Genomic DNA, 23,191 nt, shown 5'->3' on the forward strand with positions numbered 1-23,191 from the left:
CTGAAACACGTTCTAACCTGTTCTGGCAGCCCCGTCAACAGGCGACGAGCCGGTGAGGAGAAGGTTCTGATGCGTATCAAGGCAGATTTCGACCTTTGCGAGTCCAATGCCATCTGTGTGGGGATGGCACCGGACTTCTTCGACCTGGACGATGACGATTACCTGGTCATTCTCCAAGAAGAGATCCCTGCGGACCGTGTCGAGGAACTGCGACAGGTGGCGGCCAACTGCCCCAAGTCCGCACTCTCGGTCGAGGAGGACTGACTGAGCTGAACTCCCGTTCGGTTCCATCCGACCGGGAATCATGCTAGAACAGGTTCTAGTTTCAGCTCAGGAGGAATGTCGGGTGGGTAACTCGTTGGACGGGCGCGTCGCGGTCGTCACCGGTGCAGGTGCAGGTCTCGGTCGGGCGGAGGCCATCGGCCTCGCCGCGGAAGGTGCCACGGTCGTGGTGAACGACCTTCCGGCAGCGCTTGATTCGAGCGATGTCATCGACACGATCACGTCGGCCGGCGGCCGCGCGGTCGCCGTCGGGGGTGACATCAGCGATTCGTCCACCGCGAGTGCCATCATGGCCGCGGCCACCGAACAGCTCGGTTCGCTCGACATCGTCGTGAACAACGCGGGCGTGGTCCGCGACAAGATGCTGTTCAACATGACCGACGGCGAGTGGGATCTGGTCATCCGCGTTCACCTGCGTGGCCACTTCCTGCTCAACCGCAATGCGGCGTCGCACTGGCGTGCCGCGTCGAAGGCCGCTGGTGGACCGGTCTACGGCCGGATCATCAACACCTCCTCGGAGGCCGGGCTGCTCGGCCCCGAGGGGCAGGCCAACTACGGTGCCGCCAAGGCCGGCATCACCGCGCTCACGCTGTCCGCATCGCGAGCACTCAAGCGTTACGGCGTCCGCGCCAACGCGATCTGCCCGCGTGCGCGTACCGCGATGACCGCGGACGTCTTCGGAGACGCGCCCACCGACGGCGTCGATCCGCTCGATCCAGCACATGTGGTCCGGCTCGTGAGCTACCTCGCCGGACCCGAGGCCGACGGCGTCACCGGTCAGGTGTTCGTCGTGTACGGCCCCAAGGTCACCCTCATGGCGGCACCCACGGTCGACGAGGTGTTCACCGCCGACGGCGATGCCTGGGACTCCGACGACTTGGCCAAGACCCTCACGGGCTTCTTCGCCGATCGCGATCCCGGACGCACTTTCTCGGCAAGCGCTCTGGTCAACTGAGCGTTTCGTCGGGATTCTGCGTGATAGGTTTCGCGATGGTTCGAGGGGTGAAGGGGGTCCGCTGGTGCTGAGTAAACTGGCCACGCCCCTCGGGGGGATCGGCGACTTCGTGGCGCTCGGCGTCGAATCGGCGCGTGAGTTGTTCCATCGTCCGTTCCAGTGGCGGGAAACAGTAGAACAATCGTGGGCGATCGCCCGTGTCTCGATGGTGCCGACGCTGCTCGTCGCCATCCCGTTCACGGTGCTCGTCAGCTTCACGCTGAACATCCTGCTGCGCGAGATCGGCGCGCAGGATCTGTCCGGCGCCGGCGCGGCCCTGGGCACCATCACCCAGATCGGCCCGATCGTGACGGTGCTGATCGTGGCGGGAGCGGGTGCCACCGCGATCTGCGCCGACCTCGGCGCCCGCACCATCCGCGAAGAGATCGACGCGATGAAGGTGCTCGGCATCAACCCGATCCACCGGCTCGTCGTGCCGCGCATCGTGGCGTCGACCTGCGTCGCGCTGCTGCTGAACAGCCTGGTCTGCACCATCGGTATCGGTGGCGGCTTCATCTTCTCGGTCTATCTGCAGGACGTGAACCCGGGCGCCTTCGTGGCCAACCTGACGCTGCTCACCGGCTTCGGCGAGTTGATGATCTCCATGGTCAAGGCCGCCTTGTTCGGCCTCTTCGCCGGCATGGTTGGGTGTTACCAAGGGCTCAACGTCAAGGGAGGCGCGAAGGGTGTCGGCGATGCCGTCAACGAGACCGTCGTGTACTCGTTCATGGCGCTGTTCGTCGTCAACGTCGTGGTCACCGCGGTCGGACTCAAAGCGACGGCGGGCTGAGCGATGGTACTTCCTTTCACAACACGCTTCCGGACCGCGCGCGTCGCGGTGAAACGAGCCGGCGAGGACTGGGACCAGATCGGCGATCAGGCACTGTTCTACTGGGACAGTGTCGTGTCGATCCCCCGGGCGATCAAGCACTACAAGAAGGAGACCCTGCGGCTCATCGCCGAGATCTCCATGGGCACCGGTGCGCTCGCGATGATCGGCGGCACCGTCGTGGTCGTCGGCTTCCTGACGCTGTTCACCGGCGGCACCATCGCCGTCCAGGGCTACAGCTCGCTCGCCAACATCGGTGTCGAAGCGCTCACCGGCTTCTTCTCGGCCTTCATCAATGTGCGCATCGCGGTGCCGGTGATCTCCGGCATCGCTCTCGCCGCGACCATCGGCGCGGGCGCCACCGCGCAGCTCGGCGCCATGCGGGTATCGGAGGAGATCGACGCCCTCGAAACGATGGCCATCTCCTCGATCCCATATCTGGTCAGCACCCGCATCATCGCCGGCCTGATCGCGATCATCCCGCTCTACGCGCTGGCCTCGCTCGCCTCGTTCCTCGCGAGCCGCTCGGCCACGGTCTTCCTCTACGGACAGTCACCGGGCGTGTACGACCACTACTTCGACACCTTCCTGATCCCGTCGGACATCCTCTGGTCTTTCGTGCAGGCGATCTGTATGGCGGTGGCGGTCATGCTCATCCACACCTACTACGGCTACAACGCCTCCGGCGGTCCCGTCGGCGTCGGCGTCGCGGTCGGCAACGCGGTGCGTGCCTCGCTGGTCGTGGTCGTCGTCATCACCCTGCTCACCTCCCTCGCCATCTACGGCGCGGACGGCAAGTTCAACCTGGCGGGCTGAACCATGAGCAGAAAACAAGAACGCACACGGATCACCCGTCGCCTGGCGGCAGTCGCCATGGTCGCGACGCTGCTGTTCCTGATCATCGGCGCCAGCGCATCGTTCCTCGGCGCGTTCAAGGGCACCCAGCAGGTCACGCTGGTCGCCCCGCGCGCCGGTCTGGTGATGAACCCCGACGCCAAGGTCAAGCTGCGCGGGGTCGAGGTCGGACGCGTCGGCAAGATCGAGGAACAGGGCGGCAACGCGATCCTCACCCTCGACATCGCGGACGATTCGATGTCGAAGATCCCGGGCAACGTGGTCGCCGATATCAAGTCCAACACCATCTTCGGGGCCAAGGCCGTCAACTTCTTCGTACCCGGTGAAGCCGAGGGCGAGCTCAAAGCGGGTGCGGAGATCCCGGCCGACCGCGTGGTCGTCGAACTCAACACCGTCTTCCAGCAACTCGTCTCGGTGCTCGCCGACCTGCAGCCGGAGAAGCTCAACGCGACGCTCGGCGCAGTCGACACCGCGCTGTCGGGTCAGGGTGAGGACATCGGTGTGGCCCTCGAGCAGCTGACGACGCTGCTGGGCAAGACCAATCCGCACCTGCCGGCGCTGAACCGGTTGTTCCGCGAGGGCGCCACTGTCACCAACGTCTACGCGGATGCGATGCCCGACCTGATGCGCACCGTCGACAACTTCACCGCCATCGGGAACACGCTGGTGGACAACACCTCCAACCTCGACGCGCTGCTGATCAACGCGACCGGGATGGCCAACACCATCGACGGTGTCATCGCACCGACCAAGAAGACACTCATCGGCGCGCTGTCGGATCTCAACCCCATCGCCGCGCTGCTCGGTTACAACGCGCCGGGAATCAAGTGCTTCCTCACCGCGGGGGCCATCGCCGGCGAGGTGGCCAAACCGTTCATGGGTGGACGCAACGGCATGCTGATGCTCGACGCCGGCCTGCTGCCGGGCAAGGACCCCTACGCCTACCCGTACGACCTGCCCAAGGTCGGGGTCGAGGGACCGCCCACCTGTGCGGGTGGCCTTTCCGATCCGGGAACCACCGAACACGCCCCGTTCTACGTGGGCGACAACGCACCTCAGCCCTACCAACCCAGGACCAAGCCGAAGGTGAACTCGAAGAAGCTGTTCCAGATCCTGTTCGGGGAGCCGCCCCGTGGATAACCGCGCACGCGCATTCCGCGCGACCCTCATCAAGCTGGGCGCGTTCACCGTGGTGATGATCCTGGTGTTCGTCGCGCTGGTCGTGGTCTTCAGCCGCTACCGGTCCGGGGCGTCGAACGAGTTCTCCGCGGTCTTCACCAGTGCGTCGGCGATGAAGTCGGGCAGCAAGGTCAAGATCGCCGGCGTCGAGGTCGGCGCCGTCGGCGACGTGGAGTTGAACCGGGCCAACGAGGCCGTGATCACCTTCTCCGTCGACGAGCAGTACCCGCTTCCGAAATCCGCTCGGGCACTGATCCGATACGAGAACCTCACCGGCGACCGCTATCTCGAACTGCAGCAGGGGACCGGCGACACCTCGACCTTCCTCGGCGACGGCGCGCAGATCCCGGTCACCCAGACCGAGCCGGCTCTCGACCTCGACAAGCTCGTCGGTGGTTTCAAGCCGCTGTTCCGCACCCTCAACGCCGACGAGGTCAACGCGCTCACCAGCTCGCTGATCGCGGTGTTCCAGGGACAGGGCGGAGCGCTGAACACCCTGCTGTCCAACACCGCGTCGTTCACCGATGCCCTCGCCGACCGCGATCAGCTGATCGGCGACGTCATCGACAACCTGAACACCACGCTCGCGACGATCGACGGCGACCGTGCGGGACTCGACACCAGCCTCGACCTGCTGCAGCAGTTGGTGACCGGCCTCGCCGAGCAGAAGGGCACGATCGGCAACGCTCTCACGCAGACGTCGCGGGTCACCAACGGTCTCTCGGATCTGCTCTCGACGACCCGTCCGACATTGCAGTCGATGGTCGCCAACACCGGCCGCGTGTCGGAGGAGTTGCTGGCGGCCGAGCCGTTCATCCGCAACCTGCTGAGTCGTCTGCCGGAGGACTACAAGACCTTGTCGAACCTCGGTTCCTATGGTGCGTGGCTGCAGATCTACTTCTGCCGCCTGCGTCTCCTGCTCCCCGCACCCGGTGGGCAGACGATCATCTACACCTCGAACAACGTGATGGGTGACACCACCCGTGCGGGCGGAAGGTGTGACGGCTCATGAGTCTTCCCTTCGGCGGCATGTTCTCCAGCCGCAGAACAGAATCGGACCAGGCCGACATCGCGCGCGAGGAGAAGCACGGCGGACGCACCCGCGCCCAGGTCGGTGTCATCGGCATCGTCGTCATCGCCTTGGTGGTCATCACCGCGATGCAGATGGACAAGCTGCCCTACCTGGCGCCCATCAGCACCTACAGCGCGTACTTCGACGACGCCGGCGGGTTGGCCAAGGGCGACATCGTGTCGGTCTCCGGTGTGCAGGTGGGGACGGTCGAGGGCATCGAACTCGCCGGCACCGACCAGGGCACCAAGGTGAAGGTGTCCTTCCGGATGGACGACACCATCGAGATGGGCGACGAGACACAGGCCGCCATCCGCACCGAGACCGTGCTGGGCCGCCGCAACCTGACGGTCATCCCGCACGGCGGCGAACGCATCAAACCGGGCGGATCGATCACGCTGGGCAACACCATCGCGCCGTACTCGCTGCAGGACGCGCTCGAAGGTGCCACCGACACGATCTCCGGAACCGACACCGACCAGCTCAACACCGCGCTGAACACCCTCACGGTCACCTTCTCCGAGACCCCGGATCAGGTGCAGGGCGCGGTCGACGGCGTCGCCCGACTGTCGAAGGCCGTCGCCGACCGCGACGACGAACTCCGGGCCCTGCTCGCCAAGGCCAACCAGGTCAGCAAGATCGTCGGGGACCGCAACGACCAGATCAACCGACTGCTCATCGACGCCAACGCACTCGTCGGCGAGATCGAGATGCGCCGGTATGCGCTCGACCAGCTGATCAAGGGGATCGGCGACGTCACCACGCAGCTGCGCGGCTTCATCGCCGAGAACAACGCCCAGCTGACACCGGTGCTCGAGAAGTTCGATCGCGTGGCGAACATCCTCACCGACAACGAGAAGAACCTGAAGGAGACGATCGACCGGTTGGGTCCGTTCGCCAACACCCTCGGTGAAGCCGTCGCATCCGGTCCCCACTTCGATTCCCTGGTCGGCCTGAACACCTTCGGCGACTACACCGCCATCTTCCTGAACGCGCTGCGCGGCCGGTACCCGCAGGTCTGGCAGTCGCTGATGTACTCTGCTTTCCCGCTGATCCCGGACAACTACAAGCTGGGCCCGCCGGACAACACCGACACCCCGCGCGGTCCGCTGCCGTCCCCGACCTATCCCAAGCCGGTACCGACCACGAGAGGAGGACGGTGACCATGACCATCGGACGCAAAGTCCTGCTCGGCGTGCTCGCCGTCGTGCTCGCCATCGCCCTGGTCGTCGTCGGGTGGACGGTCTTCCTGAAGTCCACGACCAACACCTTCACCGCCTACTTCGGCTCGGTCGCCAGCCTCTACGAGGGCGACCCGGTGCGGGTGCTGGGCGTCAACGTCGGCAGCGTCTCGAAGATCACGCCGCGCGAGAACGACGTCAAAGTCGAACTGCGCGTGGACAAGAGCATCGACATCCCCCAGGACGCGAAAGCGGTCATCGTCGCGCAGAGCCTGGTGTCGGGGCGGTTCGTCCAGCTGACCCCGGTCTACTCGGGCGGACCGACCATGCCCGACGGCCACGACATCCCGATGGATCGCACCGCCGTCCCGATGGAATGGGACGACATCAAGGCCCAGCTCACCAAGCTGACCGAGGCAATCGGTCCGGAGGGACCGGATCAGGGCTCGGCGGCCAAGGCGGTCAACGTCTTCGACGAGAACCTCGCGGGCAACGGTGCCGCGATCAACAAGTCGATCCGTGAGGTGTCCGATGTGATCGGCACCCTCGCGGCCGGACGCGGAGATCTGTTCTCGACCATCCAGAACCTGCAGAAACTGACCGATGCCCTCGCGGGCAGTCACGAGCAGCTCGTGCAGTTCAACGGCCGGATCGCTTCGGTCAGTTCGGTTCTCGCCGACAACACGACCGAACTCGACGAGGCGCTCAAGGGTCTGGACTCGGCCATGACCGACGTACAGGTCTTCATCGACACCAACAAGGATTCGCTGTCGTCGTCGGTGGAGCGTCTGGCGTCGACGACCAAGATCGTCGCCGACAAGAACGAGCAGGTCGAGGGTGTGCTGCACTCCGCACCCAACCAGCTCGCGAACTTCTACAACATCTACAACCCGCTCTCCGGTTCCCTGTCGGGTGTCTTCGGCCTCGCGAACGGCACCAACCTGATCACGCTGCTCTGCGGCTCGATGGATGCCACCAACCGGCCGGGGACGTCCAAAGTGGACATCGACAAGTGTGTGGAGATCCTCGCGCCGGTGCTGTCGTCGATCTCGATGAATTACCCGCCGTTCCTCGCCAACCCGGTGCAGGGAGCGAATGCGTTGCCGAGCCAGCTGCAGTACCAGAACGCGGACGTGAAGGCCCGCGCCCAGGCCGGTGTGCGTCGCATCGACAACGAGACCCGGCGGGACAACGCCGGCTCTCCGCTCGGAAACCTGCTGGTGCCGTTCGGGGGTGACCGATGATGTCGTCCCGCCTGCGGGGCGGACTCGCGGCGGGCGCGGTGGCGCTCACGACGCTGCTCGCCGGATGTTCCTTCGACGGACCGAATTCGCTGCCCGTCCCCGGTGCGGCCGGAACCGGCAGCGGGTCGTACCAGATCACCGCGCTCATCCCGTCGGCCGCAGGCCTTGTCAACAACGCACCGGTCCTCATCGACGACTCGACCGTCGGCAGCGTCGGCGACATCGAGGTCCAGGACTGGAACGCACTCGTGACGATCCGCCTCAACGAGGGCGTCATCATCCCGCGCGGATCGCATGTGATGGTCGGGATGACCAGCGTGCTGGGGTCGACGCACCTCGAGATCGTCCAGCCCGCCGAACCGGAGGGCGGACGCCTAGAAGAGGGCGACGAGATCCCGCTGACCAAGTGCCCCGAACAGTCCAACATCGTCACCGATCCGAAGGTGCCGGCGGTGCCCGACATCAACGCCGCACAACAGGTTGCGGCCTGCACCTACCCCAGCACCGAACAGGTACTCAGCTCGCTGTCGGTGGTCCTCAATGGCGGCGGACTGTCGCAGGTCGGCGACATCGTGCACGAGATGAGCGAGGTGTTCGGCGGACGCGAGGACCAGATCAAGAAGCTCATCCCGCGACTGAACACCCTCGTCGCGGATCTGGATGCGCAGAAGGACAACATCATCCGCGCCACCGAAGGACTCGATCGGTTGTCCCGCACGATGAACGAGCAGAAGGACACAATCGAACGCGCACTCGACGCCAGCCCGCAGATCCTGCAACTGCTCGTCGACCAGCGTCAGCAGTTCCTCGACACCCTCGCCTCGGTGTCGAAGCTGTCGAAGACCGCCAACGACATCCTCGACGCCAACACCGAGGACCTCGTCACGATCGTCGAGGGTATCGAACCCGCCCTCGACCAGCTGCAGGCCTCGGGACCGGCGATGACGCAGTCGCTGAACATCCTGCTGACCTTCCCGTTCTACGAGCCGACCATCCGGACGATCGTCAAGGGCGACTTCGTGAACTCCGACCTCGTACTCGATCTCACGGTGGACCGCCTGAGCGAGACCATGTTCGCCAGCCTCGGCGTCACCGGACCCGAAGGCGTCTTCGGTAGGCCGGCCGGTGCGGCCGCCCGCGGACTCAATCCGTTCACCGCGCCGCTGATCCCCGGCGGGGAAAAGCTCCCGGACACCGCGGAACCGGTTCCGGCGAACCTCATCCCGCCGGTGCAGGTGCCTTCGCCCACCGCCCCGCCGACGGTGCCCGCCGATCAGAAGGGCGGCCGCTGATGAGGATCACCAGATTCGTCCGGATGCAGCTGATCATCTTCTCGATCGTCACCGTGGTCGCGATGGTCGTGATGGCGCTGTTCTACATCCGCATCCCGTCGATGTTCGGCGTCGGCAGTTATCGCGTGCAGCTGAACATGGAGACCAGCGGCGGGCTGTACCAGAACGCCAACGTCAGCTACCGCGGCGTCTACGTGGGCAAGGTCGACTCGGTGAAGCTCACCGACGACGGCGTGCAGGCCACGCTCGTCATCGACTCCGGCACCGACATCCCGGCATCGGCCAAGGCATCGGTACGCAGCGTCTCCGCGATCGGCGAGCAGTTCGTCGAGTTCACCCCGAACCCGGACCCGCCGGCCGACGCTCCCACCGGATACCTGCACAACGACTCCGAGGTCACCGTCTCCGAAGTGCCCGTGGAGATCTCGACGATGCTGGACCAGGCCGATGCGCTCCTGAAGGAGATCGGCGACACCAAACTCCGCTCGCTCGTCGACGAGGCCTTCGTCGCCTTCAACGGCACCGGTGAGTCGCTGCAGCGCCTCCTCGACTCGATGACGCTTTTCATCGGCGAGGCCAACAAGAACACCGACACGACCATCCAACTGGTCGAGCAGGGTGCACCGTTGCTGGCGACGCAGTCCCGCACGGCCGACGACATCCGGGCGTGGACCCGCGACGTCACCGCGTTCACCGATCAGCTCCGGGCCGACCGCCCCGAGATCGGCGACATCCTCCGCAAGGGACCGTCGACGACGTCGAAGGCGCAGGACCTGTTCGAATCGCTGGGCGGTTCCTATCCGCTGCTGGTGTCGAACCTGGGCACGATCGCCGAGACCCAGGCGGTGTACCTGCCGAACTGGAAGCAGATCCTGGTGCTCTACCCGCGCCTGATCAACTCGTTGATCACCGCCCTGAACACCGGCACCAACAACTTCGGGCCGAACGTGAACTTCTCCCTGAGCTTCCAGGACCGGCCGGGGTGCAACATCGGCTTCCTGCCCAAGGAGGAGTGGCGATGGGCATCGGCGCAGAACGCTCGCGAGCTGCCGCCGGGAATGCTGTGCCGGGTTCCGCAGAACTCCAACATCGCCGTGCGCGGCGCCCGCAACTACCCGTGTGCGGAGTTCCCCGGTCGTCGTGCGCCGACGCCGGCCGAGTGCCGCACGGGCTACAAGCCGAACCCCGGCTCGGTGGATCCCTTCCAGAGCGGCCTGCCGTACGGGCTCAAATGGGAACCCGCGTCCTCCGGTACCGTGACACCGGGCACACCGAAGGACTTCGAGGCGGAGCCCGCGGTGTACGCCACGACATACGATCCGGAGTCGGGCAACTTCATCGGACCCGACGGCAAGACGTACAACGCCGGCACGGGGCGTGAAGGGCAGGGGCAGAGCAGTACATGGCAGACGATGATCAGCGGGACGGTCAGTCCGTGACGCCTGAGGGCACCGGCACAACCACCCCGGTCACCAAGCGCACGACCGGCACGACACCGAACCGCACCGGCTCGACCGACCGTCGGACGACGAAGCGGCCGGTCCGATCGGCACCCATCCGCCGCGGCCGCTCGGGGGGAAAGAAGCCGGCCGACCAGTCCGCAACATCGCCGGTGGCCGAGACGGCCGTCGACGATGCGGCGACCCAGGACGCGGCTGCCCGGGATGACGTGGCGACACCTGCCGACCGGGACGAGGAGACCGCGACCGGCGCGGTGTCGCTCGCCAAGCCGGACGCGGGGGAGGGGATCGCCCCCGATCCGTCGGAGGTCGAGAAGACGGTCAGCTACCGCGAGCGGCGTCGCACACGTCTGGCGTCGAAGACCCCGCAGAAGGCGGGCAGAGGCAGGGTTCGCTACCGCGGATCGGGCCGGCGGTCGTCGCGGACTGTGGTCGGAGTCGTCGTCGGGATCGTGCTCATCGTCGTCTGCGCGGTGGCATCGGTGGTGTTCGCGCTCGGCATCGCCCGCCAGGACCAGCAGAACGACCTGCGGGCCGAGTACTCCGCGTTCGCCTCGCAGGTGCTGATCAACCTGACGAGCATGAACCCCGACACCGTCGACCAGACACTGCAATCGGTACAGGACGACACCTCCGGCAAGGTCAAGCAGGAAGTCCAGAACAACATCCAGCAGGTGGCCTCGCTCGTCCGCGACGGGAAGCTCGAGACCAAGTCGATCATCCTCAGTTCGGCGGTCACCAGGTCCGAGCCCGACGAGGGTTCGGTGATCATGGTGTTCGGCTGGCATCAGCAATCGCTGGACGGCCAGACCCCCGCCCAGGACAAGGTGTTCCGCTGGCGCGTCGACATGACCCGCATCAACGGTGAGCTGAAGATGACCGACTTCGAGTGGGTGGCGTGATGGCCGACAAGAAGCCCGGGCCCGACAAGGGTCGCCTCGGACTGATCGTGCTCGCAGTTCTCGTCGTGGCGGCTCTCGTGGCCACCGCCTTCCTCGGCTACCGATACACCGAAGGCCGATCGGTGGAGGATGCGCGCGAGTCGTCGCTCGCCGCCGCACGCGACTACGCGAACACCATGTTCGGGTACAACGCCGAGAACGTCAGCGACCACATCGATCAGTCGATGAGCGTGCTCACCGGCCCGGCCAAGCCCGAGTACACCAAGCTGATCACCGAGAACAACCTCGCCGCCGAGGTCCGCAAGCAGCAGGTGGTGTCCGAGGTGACCATCCAGGACGCCGGCGTGGTCACCAACACCGCCGACACCTCGAAGGTGCTGATCTTCATGAACCAGTCGGTCACCCGCGGTCAGAAGGATCTCGTCAGCATCAACCCGTCGCGGCTGACCTTCAACATGGAACTCCAGGGCGACCGCTGGATGATCAACAACATCGAGGTCATCACCGACGACACCTTCCGCTCCAAGCTCGAGGTCGTCGAGTCCCTGCCGCCGGACGCCAAGCCGTTGCCCGGGCAGTCGTCTGCCTCCTCCCAGGCGCCGTCGGCACCGCCGGCCGCTCCGGCCCCGGGGTCGGGCGCACCCGCGGTACCCGTGCCCTGACCCTCTCGAAATCCCGTTGCGGGACGCCGGAATCGGGCGTACTTTCGCGGGTACACAGGGAAGGAGGTGGTCTGATAGTGATTTCTCATCGGACATGTGAGGTGACCATCCGTTAGCAGCTGACCGTGTGGCATTCGTGTCGCACGAGGTGGAATTCCCACCTCGTCAGCGCAGACGAATACCAGGTGGTCACCCGGCCCCCGCATCCCGACCCGGTCCGGTCTGCACGAGGCTCGTATGAGCGATGCGGGGGCCGTTCCATGTCCGGAGATCGTCGTTCGGGTAGTGGACTACTCGCGAGTTCAGGGCGCGGGCGTTATGAACTGGGGCAGTCCAGCGATGTAACTGTCACGAATACCTGCGACAGGGAACACCCGCCCGAGGGAGAGAACGATGGTCGCCACGAACGCAGTCCGCGAACAGTCGATCGATCCTGGTCTCGGCGGTTCTGTCGTCGACGACACCGCGGTGAACGACGGCCGGTGGGACGATCTGTACTGGGGGCCTGGCGATCCCGACTTCGGTACCACGACGCCGCCCCGCTTCGCCTTCGCCGATCCCCACGAGGCCGGACTCTTCCACGCGGACGACGAGCACGTGTCCATCCACAACCGGGGTGTCGGTTCTGCGGCCGCCCTGATCTTCTTCGTCGACGGCCGCGTCGAGCTCCGCCGCCTCGGACCCGGCGAGGTGATCATCCTGCCCGACGAGGATTCGTTCACGTACCTGCAGGCGCCCCGGCTCCCCGATGGCCGTCCGGTGGTCTACGGCGGGGTGTGGGTTCAGCAGGGGCGCCCGATGCCGGTGACCATCCCGATCCCGACCGAGCGGGAGTTCCTCGCTCAGCGCTACCTGACCCCGTGGAGCACGGACTGGGTGGGCGGACTCGCCGGCTGTCGCCTACGGGACCCGGCGGAAGATCGAATCTCTTACCAATACCGTTCCGGAGGAACGACTTTCACGGTCCGCAACGCCGGCGACACCTGGATCGCGGTGGTTCATCGGGCCGGGTCGGAGTACAGCGTCGTCGAATGCGGTCCGCACGAGCGGGTCGACTTCCCGATCTCTCCGCACACCGCGCGCAGCGACGTGTTCTCGGTGATGGGCCTTAGACAAGCCGGCTCACCCGGACGCGGCCCGTACGTGTCGGCGTCGGGGACGGTGCATCCCGGTTGGGCGGGTCGCCCCGGCGCTGCCACGGCGTACGGATCGGTCGTGATCATGCTCGGTTCGCTGGTCTACAGCGCACTGCCGAAGCGCAATCTGTACCTGGCGTTCTCGGATCGCCGACGCGGTTGCGGCCGGGGGCACCGCTGAGCGGTCCGCGAGAGCGGAGTCGAGGAGGCGGGCGGCGCGGTTCAGCCGACGTGGCGTCGGAGCTTGGCCGAGAGTCGGGGGAAGAGGTCGCCGTCGGCGTCGACCCGTTCCTCGACGTAGGCGAGGTCGCCGTCGGGAACCAGACCGTAGAGCCGCTTGGCACCGCCGGCGCGACGTCCGGACTGGGACTTGATGACGACGTCGGTCGCAAGTTCCCACGAGGTCTGATTGAGAGGCGTGCCGTAGAAGAGTTCGACCGACCCTTCGGCGTGGGCGAGGAGCAACTCGATGGTGTCGTCCTCACCGATGCGCCAGAAACCCGATTCGCGAAGGTCGGGCCGCACGAAGGCGGCGTCGTCGTCGATGACCCACGAGCGGGACTCCCAGGTGAGGAAGTTCTGGCCGTCGTGCGAGACGACGATCTGCTGCGCGAAGTGGTAGTCGGTGTCGGCGTCGACGTCGTGGCCTTCGCCCTCGCCGCGCCATACACCGACCAGCGGCAGCAGTGCCAGCAGGCCGGGATGGAGGTCGGCGCCGAGACGGAGGTTCGCGGTGTCCGCGGGCAGCGGGAGGTCGTCCCACGTAGGGATGTTGCGCTCACGGCTACCGGACTCGACGGCGCGTGCCTCGGCCTGGTTGATCGCCTCGTCGCCTGAGCGATGGGCGCCACCGTCGGCGACGACACCGTCGCCAGAAGGCACACCGTCCCCGGAGGAGGCGGCGCCGACTGGCTCGTTGCCGGCGTCACCGGCTCCCGGATGGGACGTCACGACTCGTCGGTGACCAGGCGGTAGAGGGTGTAGACACCAAACCAGGTGATCAGCACGGCGGCCAGGATCAGCAGGATTTCGAAGAAGAGGACCACGACGCAAATTCTAACCCGGGGATGTCCGGGAAGTTCAGGGGGTCACCCTTCGAAACGCTTCGCTCCTCAGGGGACGGAAGGGGTGGACACCCACCCCTTCCAACCCTCGGAAACGACGAACCCGGTCACCGCAATGCGGTGACCGGGTTCGTCGTGGGGTGTCAGACGCCCACGATCAGGATTGCATCACTTGGAGACGATGATGTCCTGCTCGTGGATGCCGGGACCCTCGGGGCTGATCGACGCATCGCCGTTGCCCACGGAAGACAGGGCGCGAACCGTCCAGGTTCCGGGAGCGGCGAAGAACCGGAAGTCACCGGTGGGCGAGGCGACGACCTCGGCGGTGAATTCACCGGTCGAATCGAGCAGACGCACGAAGGCGCCGGCAACCGGGTTGCCCGAGCCGTCGGTGACCTGTCCGGTGAGGACGGTCTCCTTCTCCACGTCGACGCCCGCAGGCAGCTTCTGTCCCTGCTTGGGTGCAGCACACATAGTTGTTACTTTCCTTCTCCGAGTTCGATCGGGGCGCCGACCAGCGAGCCGTACTCGACCCAGCTTCCGTCGTAGTTCTTGACGTTCTTCTTGCCGAGCAGCTCGGTCAGCACGAACCAGGTGTGGCTCGAGCGCTCGCCGATGCGGCAGTACGCGATGGTCTCGCGGCTGTCGTCGAATCCCTTGTCCGCGTACAGAGCGGTGAGCTCCTCGTCGGACTTGAAGGTGCCGTCCTCGTTCGCGGTGGTCGACCACGGGATGTTGATGGCGCCGGGGACGTGGCCACGCTGCTGCGCCTGCTCCTGCGGGAGGTGCGCCGGCGCGAGGATCTTGCCGGAGAACTCGTCAGGGCTGCGCACGTCGACCAGGTTCTTGGTGCCGATGGCGTCGATGACCTCGTCGCGGAACGCGCGGATGCTCAGGTCGGGCGAGGAGGCCTTGTACTCGGTGGCCGGACGGGTGACCGCATCCGAGGACAGCGGACGGCCGTCGAGCTCCCACTTCTTGCGGCCGCCGTCGATCAGCTTGACGTCGTTGTGGCCGTACAGCTTGAAGTACCAGTAGGCGTAGGCCGCGAACCAGTTGTTGTTGCCGCCGTAGAGGATCACGGTGTCGTCGTTGGCGACGCCACGCTCGGACAGCAGCTTGGAGAAGCGGTCGGCGTCGACGAAGTCGCGACGGACGCCGTCCTGCAGATCCTGCTTCCAGTCGAGCTTGATCGCGCCCGGGATGTGGCCGCCATCGTAAGCCGAGGTGTCTTCGTCGACCTCGACGAAGACCGTGTTGTCGGCGTTGAGGTTCTGCTCAGCCCACTCGGCGCTGACCAGGACGTCGGAACGTGCCATGTCTGGTTCCTTTCGGATGAATAACTGGTGATGGATGGATCGGATGGTGCGGAATAGCGGCGAGGCGCGGACGGCGCCCGCGGCTCTGATCTGTGATGAACGAGGAGGCGCAACGAGAAGACACTCAGGCCTCGGAAGAATCGCACCCCGTCGTCATCGGCGGTGCGCACGGCGCGGCTGCGGGGCAGCGCTCGTCATGGCACACCGTCAGCGGTGCGTGCGACAGCAACAATCGGCGACACGACAGAAGTCGATCGCCCGGCGACGTGTGAGCAGGCACTCACGGCGCTGTTGCATGCCCACGAGGGTACAACAGTGCCGATCAAGTTCCGAAACCCCGGGCGGATTGCGCTCTGACCTGCGCACAAAGCCTCGGATGTCGGCGTCGTGCGACTGGGCCCCGAGGGTGGTCTCAGAACCGGTCCGGGCGCACGTCGGTGCCCCCCGACTCGGAGACCAGCTGGACGTCACCGCCGAAACTCTCCGCGCGCTGCGCGACGAGACCCCAGGCCATCGGGAGTCGGGGGAGGACCATGCTGAATCGGTCGAGTACGGCGGCGCGCATGTCCTCGGGGACTTCGGCATCCAGGTGGCGTTCGGGTCCGGTGTAGAAGTCTGTCGCCCGGATCTCCAATGCGCCGTAGGTCACCGAGAGGTCGACCGCGACGCTGACCCGGACCTTCGGACCGGTGTACGCCGACGCCGACGGCGGATCGTCGGCGTCGAGGCCGTCCTCGGGCGGCAGTGCCACCGTTCCGGTGAAGACGACTCCCTCCGAACGTGAGACGACACCGTCCTGGGGGCCACCGCCGCCGGCTCTGCCGTCGGGGGCGGGCGTGCTCACGGTCAGGTCGGTGATCCGGAGATAACGGGCGAGGGTGACCGCGTCGAGGCGGGTGTACGCCGAGATCGACGCGGTGTGCAGAACATCACTCCCGGTGAAATCGCCCCGATCCGCGCCCTGAAAACGCCCCAGGGTGGCGCCGAGTTCGCCTCGGCAGACGCCACGCGCGGGCTCGCAACCGGGCATTTCGACACCGCGCGCGGAGATCGTCGCTCCCGAGTACTCACCGTTCGCGGCCTGCGTGAGAAAGGGGAACCCGGCGAGCGTGACCTCGGGATCGAATGGGACGCGGGGGGATTCGGCGAGGGCCCGGGACAGTCGGTGTTCGCCGCGGATTGCCGCGCCGACGTCGACGAGAAGCGCGGCCGCTGCGGCGACGACCGCCACGGTCACCGCCACGACGAGGATCTTCCGCATGCCCGGCATATCGGACGACCACCCTCCCCGTCATCTGCAGCGTTGCCCCGGCCGGCTTGTTAACAGCGAAGTGCGGCGGTGGCGCTATTCTGTCATCTATCTCGCACACGTTGGTAAGGCAGCGTAAACAATCCTCGGTGACGTGTGCGTAGTCGTTCACAGCGTGGTGAGCAGATCGGAAGGTCCGGGACGGGACGAACGAGATCGGAGTTCTAGGTGGATCTCTTGTTGTTGACGGCCGACCCCAATCCGGAGTCGGTCCTGCCGTCGCTGTCGCTGCTCGCCCACAACGTGCGTGTCGCTCCGACGGAGGTGTCCTCCCTCATGGAGGCGGGCAACGCGGATGTGGCATTGGTCGATGCGCGCGCAGACCTCGCTGCGGCGCGGGGACTGTGCCGACTGTTGGGTAGCACCGGTTCGTCGGTGCCGGTGGCGGCTGTACTGACCGAGGGTGGGCTGGTCGCGGTCAATGCGGACTGGGGCATCGACGAGTTCCTGCTGCCGGGTACGGGGCCGGCGGAACTCGACGCGCGATTGCGTCTGCTGGTGGCACGCACCCGTGGCGTGGCGGCAGAGGAGACGTCGGGCAAGGTCACGCTGGGGGAGCTGGTCATCGATGAGGGGACGTACACCGCGCGACTGCGTGGACGTCCCCTCGACCTCACTTACAAGGAGTTCGAACTCCTGAAGTACCTGGCGCAGAACGCGGGTCGCGTGTTCACGCGCGCCCAGCTGCTCCAGGAGGTGTGGGGGTACGACTTCTTCGGTGGCACACGCACGGTCGACGTGCACGTGCGTCGTCTGCGTGCCAAGCTCGGCAGCGAACACGAGTCGCTCATCGGTACGGTTCGCAACGTCGGATACAAGGCGGTGCGGCCGACGCGCGGCCGGGCATCGGCTGCCGAGATCGCGGACACGGCGGAAGGTGTTGCGGCGGATGTCGACTCGGCCGACTTCGACCACGATCTCGACGGACCCGATCCCTTCGACGAGGAGTTCAGTGCCAGCGCCGGAAACTGACGAGATGCAGGTACGACGAGGCGCTGCTCCGGCGGAGGTGGCTGCCGAAGCGCACCGCATGGTGTGTGCGGCGACGTCCGCCGACGGTGTCGGACCGCTGTCGGACGACGCAGTCAAAGCGATTGACGCAGAACCGGATTCGCCTGTCGTCCACGTGTGGTCGAAGGGTGCCTACGCGAACATCGTGCCCGGTCGTGACGGCGAGCCGTCGATGATCGAGGCGGTCGTCGACCCGGAGCGGCGACGGCAGGGGCTGGGCCGATCGTTGCTCGACACCGCGTTCGCCGCGGCGCGACAGGACGGCCTCGAGGCGCGGGTGTGGGCGCACGGCGATCTTCCCGGTGCGGTGGTCCTCGCCTCGGCGATGGGGCTGCAGAAGCGTCGGGAACTGCTGCAGCTACGACGCCCCGTCGGGGAGGGACACGAACTCCCCGAGCTGGCAGTCGATCCGGGACTCACACTCCGGACCTACGCCGGGCCGGCGGACGATGCGGAGATCCTGCGCGTCAACAACGCCGCCTTCGACTGGCATCCCGAACAGGGCGGCTGGGAGCTGGATCAGATCACCGAGCGGGTTGCGGCCGACTGGTTCGACCCGGAGGGTCTCTTCCTGGCCTTCGACACCGAGGACCCGACACGGCTTCTCGGCTTCCACTGGACCAAACAACACGACGCCGATCTCGGCGAGGTGTACATCGTCGGCGTCGATCCGCAGGCTCAGGGGCGCGGGCTCGGTCGGCTGCTGACGCTGGCCGGACTCCACCACCTCGCACAGCGTGGTGTCGCCGAGATCAACCTCTATGTCGAAGGCGACAACACGGCGGCGTTGCACACGTATGAACGCCTGGGCTTCACCAGGTTTGCCGTCGACGTCGCCTACGGCTGAGTCGCGATCTCCCGCGCGCGGTGCTGCGCTGTGTGCTGATGCCGACCGTTCCGTAGCGCAGATCACTTCGGGGCGGGGTGCCGAGGTCACGGAGATATCCGCACCGGACTGCCTTGGTCGGTTCACCTGTCGTTCACCTTCTGGCGGGGATTCGGCCACCCGGCGCGCATAGCTTTCCCTTCGGACACTCCGGACACCCGAGCCTCGGGACGGAGCACGAGACGGAAAGGCAACACCTGCGGTGAGAATCAAGCGGAACGGCGCTCTGGCGGCGGTGTCGACGATCGCGGCATTGACCCTGGTGACGGCGTGTGGTGGGGGAGACACCCAGACGGTGAGTGGAGAGGGTTCCACTGCCCAGCAGAAGGCCATGGAGCACTTCAGCCAGATCCTCTCGGACGACAGCGACATCGTCCTCGACTACACCGGCAGCGGCTCCGGTGACGGCATCAAGAAGTTCATCGCCGGCGACGTCGACTTCGCGGGTTCGGACTCGGCCCTGAAGGGCGACGAGATCACCCAGGCCAAGGAACGCTGCAACGGTAACGATCCCTGGCATCTGCCGCTGGTCGTCGGACCGGTTGCGATCGCCTACAACCTCGAGGGCGTCGACAACCTCAAGCTCGACTCCGCCGTGATCGCCAAGATCTTCAACGGCAAGATCACCAAGTGGAACGATCCGGCGATCGCCGCACTCAACCCGGGTGTGCAGCTGCCCGGTGGCGACATCGTCCCGGTCTACCGCTCCGACAGCTCGGGCACGACCGACAACTTCCAGCGGTTCCTGCAGAACTCGGCGCCGAACGACTGGCCGTATGAGCACAGCAAGGAGTTCGCTCCCAAGAACGTCGGTTCGGGTGCGTCCAAGTCGACCGGAGTCGGTGACACCGTCAAGAAGACCCCCGGCTCGATCACCTACGTCGAGTGGGGCTTCGCCACCGAGAACGACCTCGGCGTCGCCGACATCGACTTCGGAGCAGGTCCGGTGGAGCTGAACGCCGCCAGCGCCGGCAAAGCCCTCGACGAGCTGGCCTTCAAGAACCCGGACAGCAAGGACCTGGTCGTCGACACCGACGCGCTGTTCGCGTCGAAGGCCCCGGGTGCCTACCCGCTGCTGCTCACCCCGTACTCCATCGTCTGCTCGGCGGGCTACTCCGACGATGCGACCAGCACCACCCTCAAGGACGCGTTCACGAAGATCCTCAACGACGGTCAGACCGGCCTCGAGGAGATCGGCTACGTGCCGGTGCCGCAGAACTTCAAGGCCAAGCTGCAGGGCACCGTCGACGCGCTCGCCGGCAGCGGCAACGCCTGACGTGACACAACTGAACAGCGCGTGCCGGGCCGCCACGGTTTGCGGCCCCGCACGCGCGGTTGACACACTGACACGACTCTTCGCGTGTCGCACGGACTGTGAGCGGTGGACCGGGAAGTGGCCCCAATGACCAGAGCGGAAGCACGAGAAGGACGCATGACGTCGCTGAGCAACCAGGGTGGTGCGGTCCCGCCGGATTCCGACCGGGCGAGCCTCCCCGAGGCATCGCCGGACGGTTCGTCCTCGGGCAGCCTGCACTCTGCGGCCCGTCACCGCGTGGCCGACCAGATCTTCCGCACGCTTGCCGTCGGTTCTGGGTTCGTCGTCTCGCTCGTCATCGGTCTGATCGCGCTCTTCCTCGTCGCGCAGGCCGTCCCGTCGCTGCTGAAGAACGAGGAGAACTTCTTCACCTACACCGGTGACTGGATCACCAGCGGCAACCAGCTGGCCTTCGGCGTCCCGCAGCTCTTCTATGCGACGGTCGTCGTCTCGGTCATCGCACTCCTCATCGCGATGCCGGTGGCGCTCGGGATCTCGATCTTCCTCACCGAGTACGCGCCCAAGCGTCTCGTCGGACCCATCACCTACACCGTCGACCTGCTCGCCGCGGTGCCCTCGATCGTCTACGGCCTCTGGGGCATCCTCGTTCTGGGGCCGGCGCTGGTACCGGTGAACGAGTGGGTTGTCGGACACCTCGGGTTCCTGCCGTTCTTCCAGCAGCCCACCCAGGTCGCGAACATGTCCACCGGCGGCACGCTGCTCACCGCGGGCATCGTGCTCGCCGTCATGATCCTGCCGATCATCACCGCGGTGACCCGCGAGGTTTTCATGCAGACCCCGAAGGGACACCGGGAAGCGGCGCTCGCCCTGGGCGCGACGAAGTTCGAGGTCGTCAGGCTCGCGGTGCTGCCCTTCGGCTTCTCCGGCTACATCTCCGGTTCGATGCTCGGCCTCGGACGCGCGCTCGGCGAGACGATGGCGCTGCTGCTGATCATCTCGACTGCGGGGCCGATGAACTTCAACCTCATGGAGAGCGGTGAGACCTTCGCGACCAAGATCGCGAACAACGCCGCCGAGTTCGACTCGCCGGCCAAGACCGGCGCCTACATCTCCGCAGGCCTGACCCTCTTCGTCCTGACCTTCATCGTCAACGCCGCCGCTCGTGCGGTCGTCGCCGGAAAGAAGTGAGCATGACCGTCACCACCCCGTCGCCCACGGCCGACCCGGTCAAGAAGCCGTCCGGCTTCAGCCCGCTGGCGAAGCGTCGACGCGTCACCGATCACGTGGTCCGGATCGCGGTCATCGCCGCACTCCTCGTCGCGCTGGTGCCGCTCGTGTGGCTGGTCGCCACCCTGGTCATCCGCGGCATCGAACCGCTGCTCGACATCGACTGGTGGACGTTGCCGGAACGCAAGGGCGGCGCTGCCAACGCCATCGTCGGCACGTTGATCCAGACCGCGCTGGCCGCCGTCATCTCGATCCCGCTCGGCATCTTCGTGGCGATCTACCTCGTCGAGTACGCCACCAAGATGTCGGTGCTCGCCCGCGTCACGACCTTCATGGTCGACATCCTCTCCGGTGTCCCGTCGATCGTGGCGGCCCTGTTCGTCTACGCGGTCTGGCGCACCACCCTCGGCCTCCCGCGCTCCGGTTTCGTCGTGGCGATCGCGTTGGTGCTGCTGATGGTCCCGCTGGTGGTCCGCGCGACCGAGGAGATGCTCAAGATCGTCCCGCAGGACCTGCGTGAGGCGTCGTATGCATTGGGCATCCCGAAGTGGAAGACCATCGTGAAAATCGTGCTGCCGACGGCACTCTCGGGCATCGTGACCGGCGTGATGCTGGCCATCGCCCGCGTGATGGGGGAGTCGGCACCCGTGCTCATCCTGGTCGGCTCGACGCGAGCGATGAACTGGAATCCCTTCGACGGCAATCAGGAATCGCTGCCGCTGATGATGGTGCAGCAGTACAACAACGGGCCCGGCGCCTTCGACAAGGTCTGGGGCGCGGCCCTGTGCCTGGTCATCCTCGTGGCCATCGTCTACTTCGGGGCCAAGATCGTCTCGAAGATCTTCGCGCCCAAGACCTCCTGAACACCTCTGTAGAAACGGAAAAGTCATGGCGAAGCGCCTCGACATCAAAGACCTGAACATCTACTACGGCGACTTCCACGCGGTGAAGGACGTGACCCTCGAGGTGCCGCCGCGCTGCATCACCGCCTTCATCGGCCCGTCCGGCTGCGGCAAGTCGACGGTGCTGCGTACCCTCAACCGCATGCACGAGGTCACCCCGGGGGCGTACGCCGAGGGCAGCGTGTTGCTCGACGGCGAGGACATCTACGGGCGCAACGTCGACCCGGTGAGCGTCCGGGCCACGATCGGGATGGTGTTCCAGCGGCCCAACCCGTTCCCGACGATGTCCATCAAGGACAACGTGGTCGCCGGTCTGCGTTTGCAGGGCGTGCGCAACAGGGCCGAGCTCGACGAGGTCGCGGAGCGCAGCCTGCGTGGTGCGAATCTATGGGAAGAGGTCAAGGACCGCCTCGACAAGCCGGGCGGCGGCCTGTCCGGCGGTCAGCAGCAGCGCCTGTGCATCGCGCGGGCCATCGCCGTCTCGCCCGATGTGTTGCTGATGGACGAGCCGTGCTCAGCGCTCGACCCCATCTCGACCCTCGCGATCGAGGACCTGATGGGGGAACTCAAGAAGGAATACACGATCGTCATCGTGACCCACAACATGCAGCAGGCCGCGCGCGTGAGCGACCAGACCGCTTTCTTCAACCTGGAGGGCGTCGGCCAGCCCGGGCAGCTCGTGGAGATCAGCGACACCGAGACGATGTTCTCGAATCCGTCGAAGAAGGAGACCGAGGACTACATCTCGGGTCGTTTCGGCTAGATCTGCGGCGATTTCACTCCGACAGGGTCCTTCCCGCCACGGGAGGGACCCTGTCTGCTTCTCACATGTTGATCAGAAGGATGACGAGCAGAGCGGCGAGCGAGGCGATGACCCCGAGGTAGGTGATGATCTGCCGGCGGTGAGCGGCGGCCGCGGCGTCCTCGTCGGTCATCGCATTGAAGTCGGGTTCGATCGGCTGATGCTGGCCCATGCCCGCCACCATAACGGGGACCTGTGTGGCTGCGAAATCGTTTCCGGGCACAAACGGCCCCAGATGTTCACTGACATGAAGAGAGGCCGAGTTCAGTTCGTCGAACTGAATTCTCGGCCTCTCGAGATGTGTGCCCTC

The 23,191-nt window shown here is 66.0% G+C and carries 24 protein-coding genes; 19 read left to right on the forward strand and 5 right to left on the reverse strand.

All coding sequences use genetic code 11. The features are described 5' to 3' along the window. The first annotated feature begins 69 nt into the window (after nucleotides 1-69). The 13 genes from C5O27_RS08265 to C5O27_RS08325 all read left to right on the forward strand — a co-directional run bounded on the left by C5O27_RS08265 (nucleotide 70) and on the right by C5O27_RS08325 (nucleotide 13,266). A complete protein-coding gene (locus tag C5O27_RS08265) occupies nucleotides 70-264 on the forward strand; it encodes a ferredoxin (RefSeq protein WP_006866217.1) in 195 nt (64 codons plus the stop codon). 82 nt (nucleotides 265-346) lie between these two features. Beyond that, entirely contained in the window at nucleotides 347-1,237 is an 891-nt protein-coding gene (locus tag C5O27_RS08270; RefSeq protein WP_127962447.1) for a 3-oxoacyl-ACP reductase, read from the forward strand. Between the two features lie 64 nt (nucleotides 1,238-1,301). Beyond that, nucleotides 1,302-2,066 (forward strand): MlaE family ABC transporter permease, encoded by a 765-nt coding sequence (locus C5O27_RS08275; RefSeq protein ID WP_005201556.1) that lies wholly within the window; start codon nucleotides 1,302-1,304, stop codon nucleotides 2,064-2,066. A gap of 3 nt (nucleotides 2,067-2,069) precedes the next feature. Next, nucleotides 2,070-2,921: an MlaE family ABC transporter permease gene (locus C5O27_RS08280; RefSeq protein WP_004022039.1), complete on the forward strand. Its 852-nt coding sequence runs from the start codon at nucleotides 2,070-2,072 to the stop codon at nucleotides 2,919-2,921. Between the two features lie 57 nt (nucleotides 2,922-2,978). Then, entirely contained in the window at nucleotides 2,979-4,100 is a 1,122-nt protein-coding gene (locus C5O27_RS08285) for an MCE family protein (protein WP_127963795.1), read from the forward strand. Continuing rightward, nucleotides 4,093-5,151: an MCE family protein gene (locus C5O27_RS08290; protein WP_127962448.1), complete on the forward strand. Its 1,059-nt coding sequence runs from the start codon at nucleotides 4,093-4,095 to the stop codon at nucleotides 5,149-5,151. The genes C5O27_RS08285 and C5O27_RS08290 overlap by 8 nt, the downstream gene beginning before the upstream one ends. Then, on the forward strand, nucleotides 5,148-6,371 hold the full coding sequence (locus tag C5O27_RS08295; protein ID WP_127962449.1) for an MCE family protein: 1,224 nt from the start codon (nucleotides 5,148-5,150) through the stop codon (nucleotides 6,369-6,371). The genes C5O27_RS08290 and C5O27_RS08295 overlap by 4 nt, the downstream gene beginning before the upstream one ends. Nucleotides 6,372-6,373: 2 nt before the next feature. Further along, on the forward strand, nucleotides 6,374-7,633 hold the full coding sequence (locus C5O27_RS08300; RefSeq protein WP_074853968.1) for an MCE family protein: 1,260 nt from the start codon (nucleotides 6,374-6,376) through the stop codon (nucleotides 7,631-7,633). Next, entirely contained in the window at nucleotides 7,630-8,925 is a 1,296-nt protein-coding gene (locus tag C5O27_RS08305; protein ID WP_074853969.1) for an MCE family protein, read from the forward strand. Before C5O27_RS08300 ends, C5O27_RS08305 begins: the two co-directional genes overlap by 4 nt. Then, on the forward strand, nucleotides 8,925-10,364 hold the full coding sequence (locus tag C5O27_RS08310; RefSeq protein ID WP_127962450.1) for an MCE family protein: 1,440 nt from the start codon (nucleotides 8,925-8,927) through the stop codon (nucleotides 10,362-10,364). Before C5O27_RS08305 ends, C5O27_RS08310 begins: the two co-directional genes overlap by 1 nt. Next, nucleotides 10,361-11,287, forward strand: a complete 927-nt coding sequence (locus C5O27_RS08315) for a hypothetical protein (protein ID WP_127963796.1) — start codon at nucleotides 10,361-10,363, stop codon at nucleotides 11,285-11,287. The genes C5O27_RS08310 and C5O27_RS08315 overlap by 4 nt, the downstream gene beginning before the upstream one ends. Beyond that, a complete protein-coding gene (locus C5O27_RS08320; protein ID WP_127962451.1) occupies nucleotides 11,287-11,949 on the forward strand; it encodes a hypothetical protein in 663 nt (220 codons plus the stop codon). Before C5O27_RS08315 ends, C5O27_RS08320 begins: the two co-directional genes overlap by 1 nt. A 393-nt stretch (nucleotides 11,950-12,342) precedes the next feature. Next, nucleotides 12,343-13,266: a hypothetical protein gene (locus tag C5O27_RS08325; RefSeq protein ID WP_127962452.1), complete on the forward strand. Its 924-nt coding sequence runs from the start codon at nucleotides 12,343-12,345 to the stop codon at nucleotides 13,264-13,266. Nucleotides 13,267-13,307: 41 nt separating this feature from the next. On the opposite strand, the gene C5O27_RS08330 is transcribed toward C5O27_RS08325, so the two are convergent. The 4 genes from C5O27_RS08330 to C5O27_RS08345 all read right to left on the reverse strand — a co-directional run bounded on the left by C5O27_RS08330 (nucleotide 13,308) and on the right by C5O27_RS08345 (nucleotide 16,738). Further along, nucleotides 13,308-14,036 (reverse strand): heme-binding beta-barrel domain-containing protein, encoded by a 729-nt coding sequence (locus C5O27_RS08330; RefSeq protein ID WP_127962453.1) that lies wholly within the window; start codon nucleotides 14,034-14,036, stop codon nucleotides 13,308-13,310. Nucleotides 14,037-14,317: 281 nt separating this feature from the next. Beyond that, nucleotides 14,318-14,623 carry a DUF1416 domain-containing protein gene (locus C5O27_RS08335; RefSeq protein WP_006358670.1) on the reverse strand — a complete coding sequence of 102 codons (306 nt, stop codon included), beginning with the start codon at nucleotides 14,621-14,623 and terminating at the stop codon, nucleotides 14,318-14,320. Between the two features lie 5 nt (nucleotides 14,624-14,628). Then, entirely contained in the window at nucleotides 14,629-15,468 is an 840-nt protein-coding gene (locus C5O27_RS08340; protein ID WP_006358669.1) for a sulfurtransferase, read from the reverse strand. Between the two features lie 412 nt (nucleotides 15,469-15,880). Continuing rightward, nucleotides 15,881-16,738: an LmeA family phospholipid-binding protein gene (locus tag C5O27_RS08345; RefSeq protein WP_006358667.1), complete on the reverse strand. Its 858-nt coding sequence runs from the start codon at nucleotides 16,736-16,738 to the stop codon at nucleotides 15,881-15,883. Nucleotides 16,739-16,945: 207 nt separating this feature from the next. Between C5O27_RS08345 and C5O27_RS08350 the strand changes: the two genes are divergently transcribed. The 6 genes from C5O27_RS08350 (at nucleotide 16,946) to pstB (ending at nucleotide 22,842) form a co-directional block, all read left to right on the forward strand. Beyond that, nucleotides 16,946-17,749 (forward strand): winged helix-turn-helix domain-containing protein, encoded by an 804-nt coding sequence (locus C5O27_RS08350; RefSeq protein WP_006358666.1) that lies wholly within the window; start codon nucleotides 16,946-16,948, stop codon nucleotides 17,747-17,749. 4 nt (nucleotides 17,750-17,753) lie between these two features. Next, entirely contained in the window at nucleotides 17,754-18,635 is an 882-nt protein-coding gene (gene mshD, locus C5O27_RS08355) for a mycothiol synthase (protein ID WP_127962454.1), read from the forward strand. Nucleotides 18,636-18,876: 241 nt separating this feature from the next. Continuing rightward, the gene (gene pstS / locus C5O27_RS08360) at nucleotides 18,877-19,950 is read left to right on the forward strand and encodes a phosphate ABC transporter substrate-binding protein PstS (RefSeq protein ID WP_127962455.1); all 1,074 of its coding nucleotides are present in this window, start codon (nucleotides 18,877-18,879) and stop codon (nucleotides 19,948-19,950) included. Nucleotides 19,951-20,106: 156 nt separating this feature from the next. Next, complete coding sequence (gene pstC, locus C5O27_RS08365) at nucleotides 20,107-21,138, forward strand: phosphate ABC transporter permease subunit PstC (protein WP_127963797.1); 1,032 nt, start codon at nucleotides 20,107-20,109, stop codon at nucleotides 21,136-21,138. A 2-nt stretch (nucleotides 21,139-21,140) separates the two neighbouring features. Further along, entirely contained in the window at nucleotides 21,141-22,040 is a 900-nt protein-coding gene (gene pstA, locus C5O27_RS08370) for a phosphate ABC transporter permease PstA (RefSeq protein WP_127962456.1), read from the forward strand. A 25-nt stretch (nucleotides 22,041-22,065) separates the two neighbouring features. Beyond that, complete coding sequence (gene pstB, locus C5O27_RS08375) at nucleotides 22,066-22,842, forward strand: phosphate ABC transporter ATP-binding protein PstB (protein WP_127962457.1); 777 nt, start codon at nucleotides 22,066-22,068, stop codon at nucleotides 22,840-22,842. 61 nt (nucleotides 22,843-22,903) lie between these two features. Here pstB and C5O27_RS22945 read toward each other — a convergent pair whose 3' ends face one another. Further along, complete coding sequence (locus tag C5O27_RS22945) at nucleotides 22,904-23,053, reverse strand: hypothetical protein (RefSeq protein ID WP_164905310.1); 150 nt, start codon at nucleotides 23,051-23,053, stop codon at nucleotides 22,904-22,906. Nucleotides 23,054-23,191 lie beyond the last annotated feature (138 nt).

Origin of the sequence: Gordonia alkanivorans (assembly GCF_004011905.1) — a bacterium.
GTDB lineage: Bacteria > Actinomycetota > Actinomycetes > Mycobacteriales > Mycobacteriaceae > Gordonia > Gordonia alkanivorans.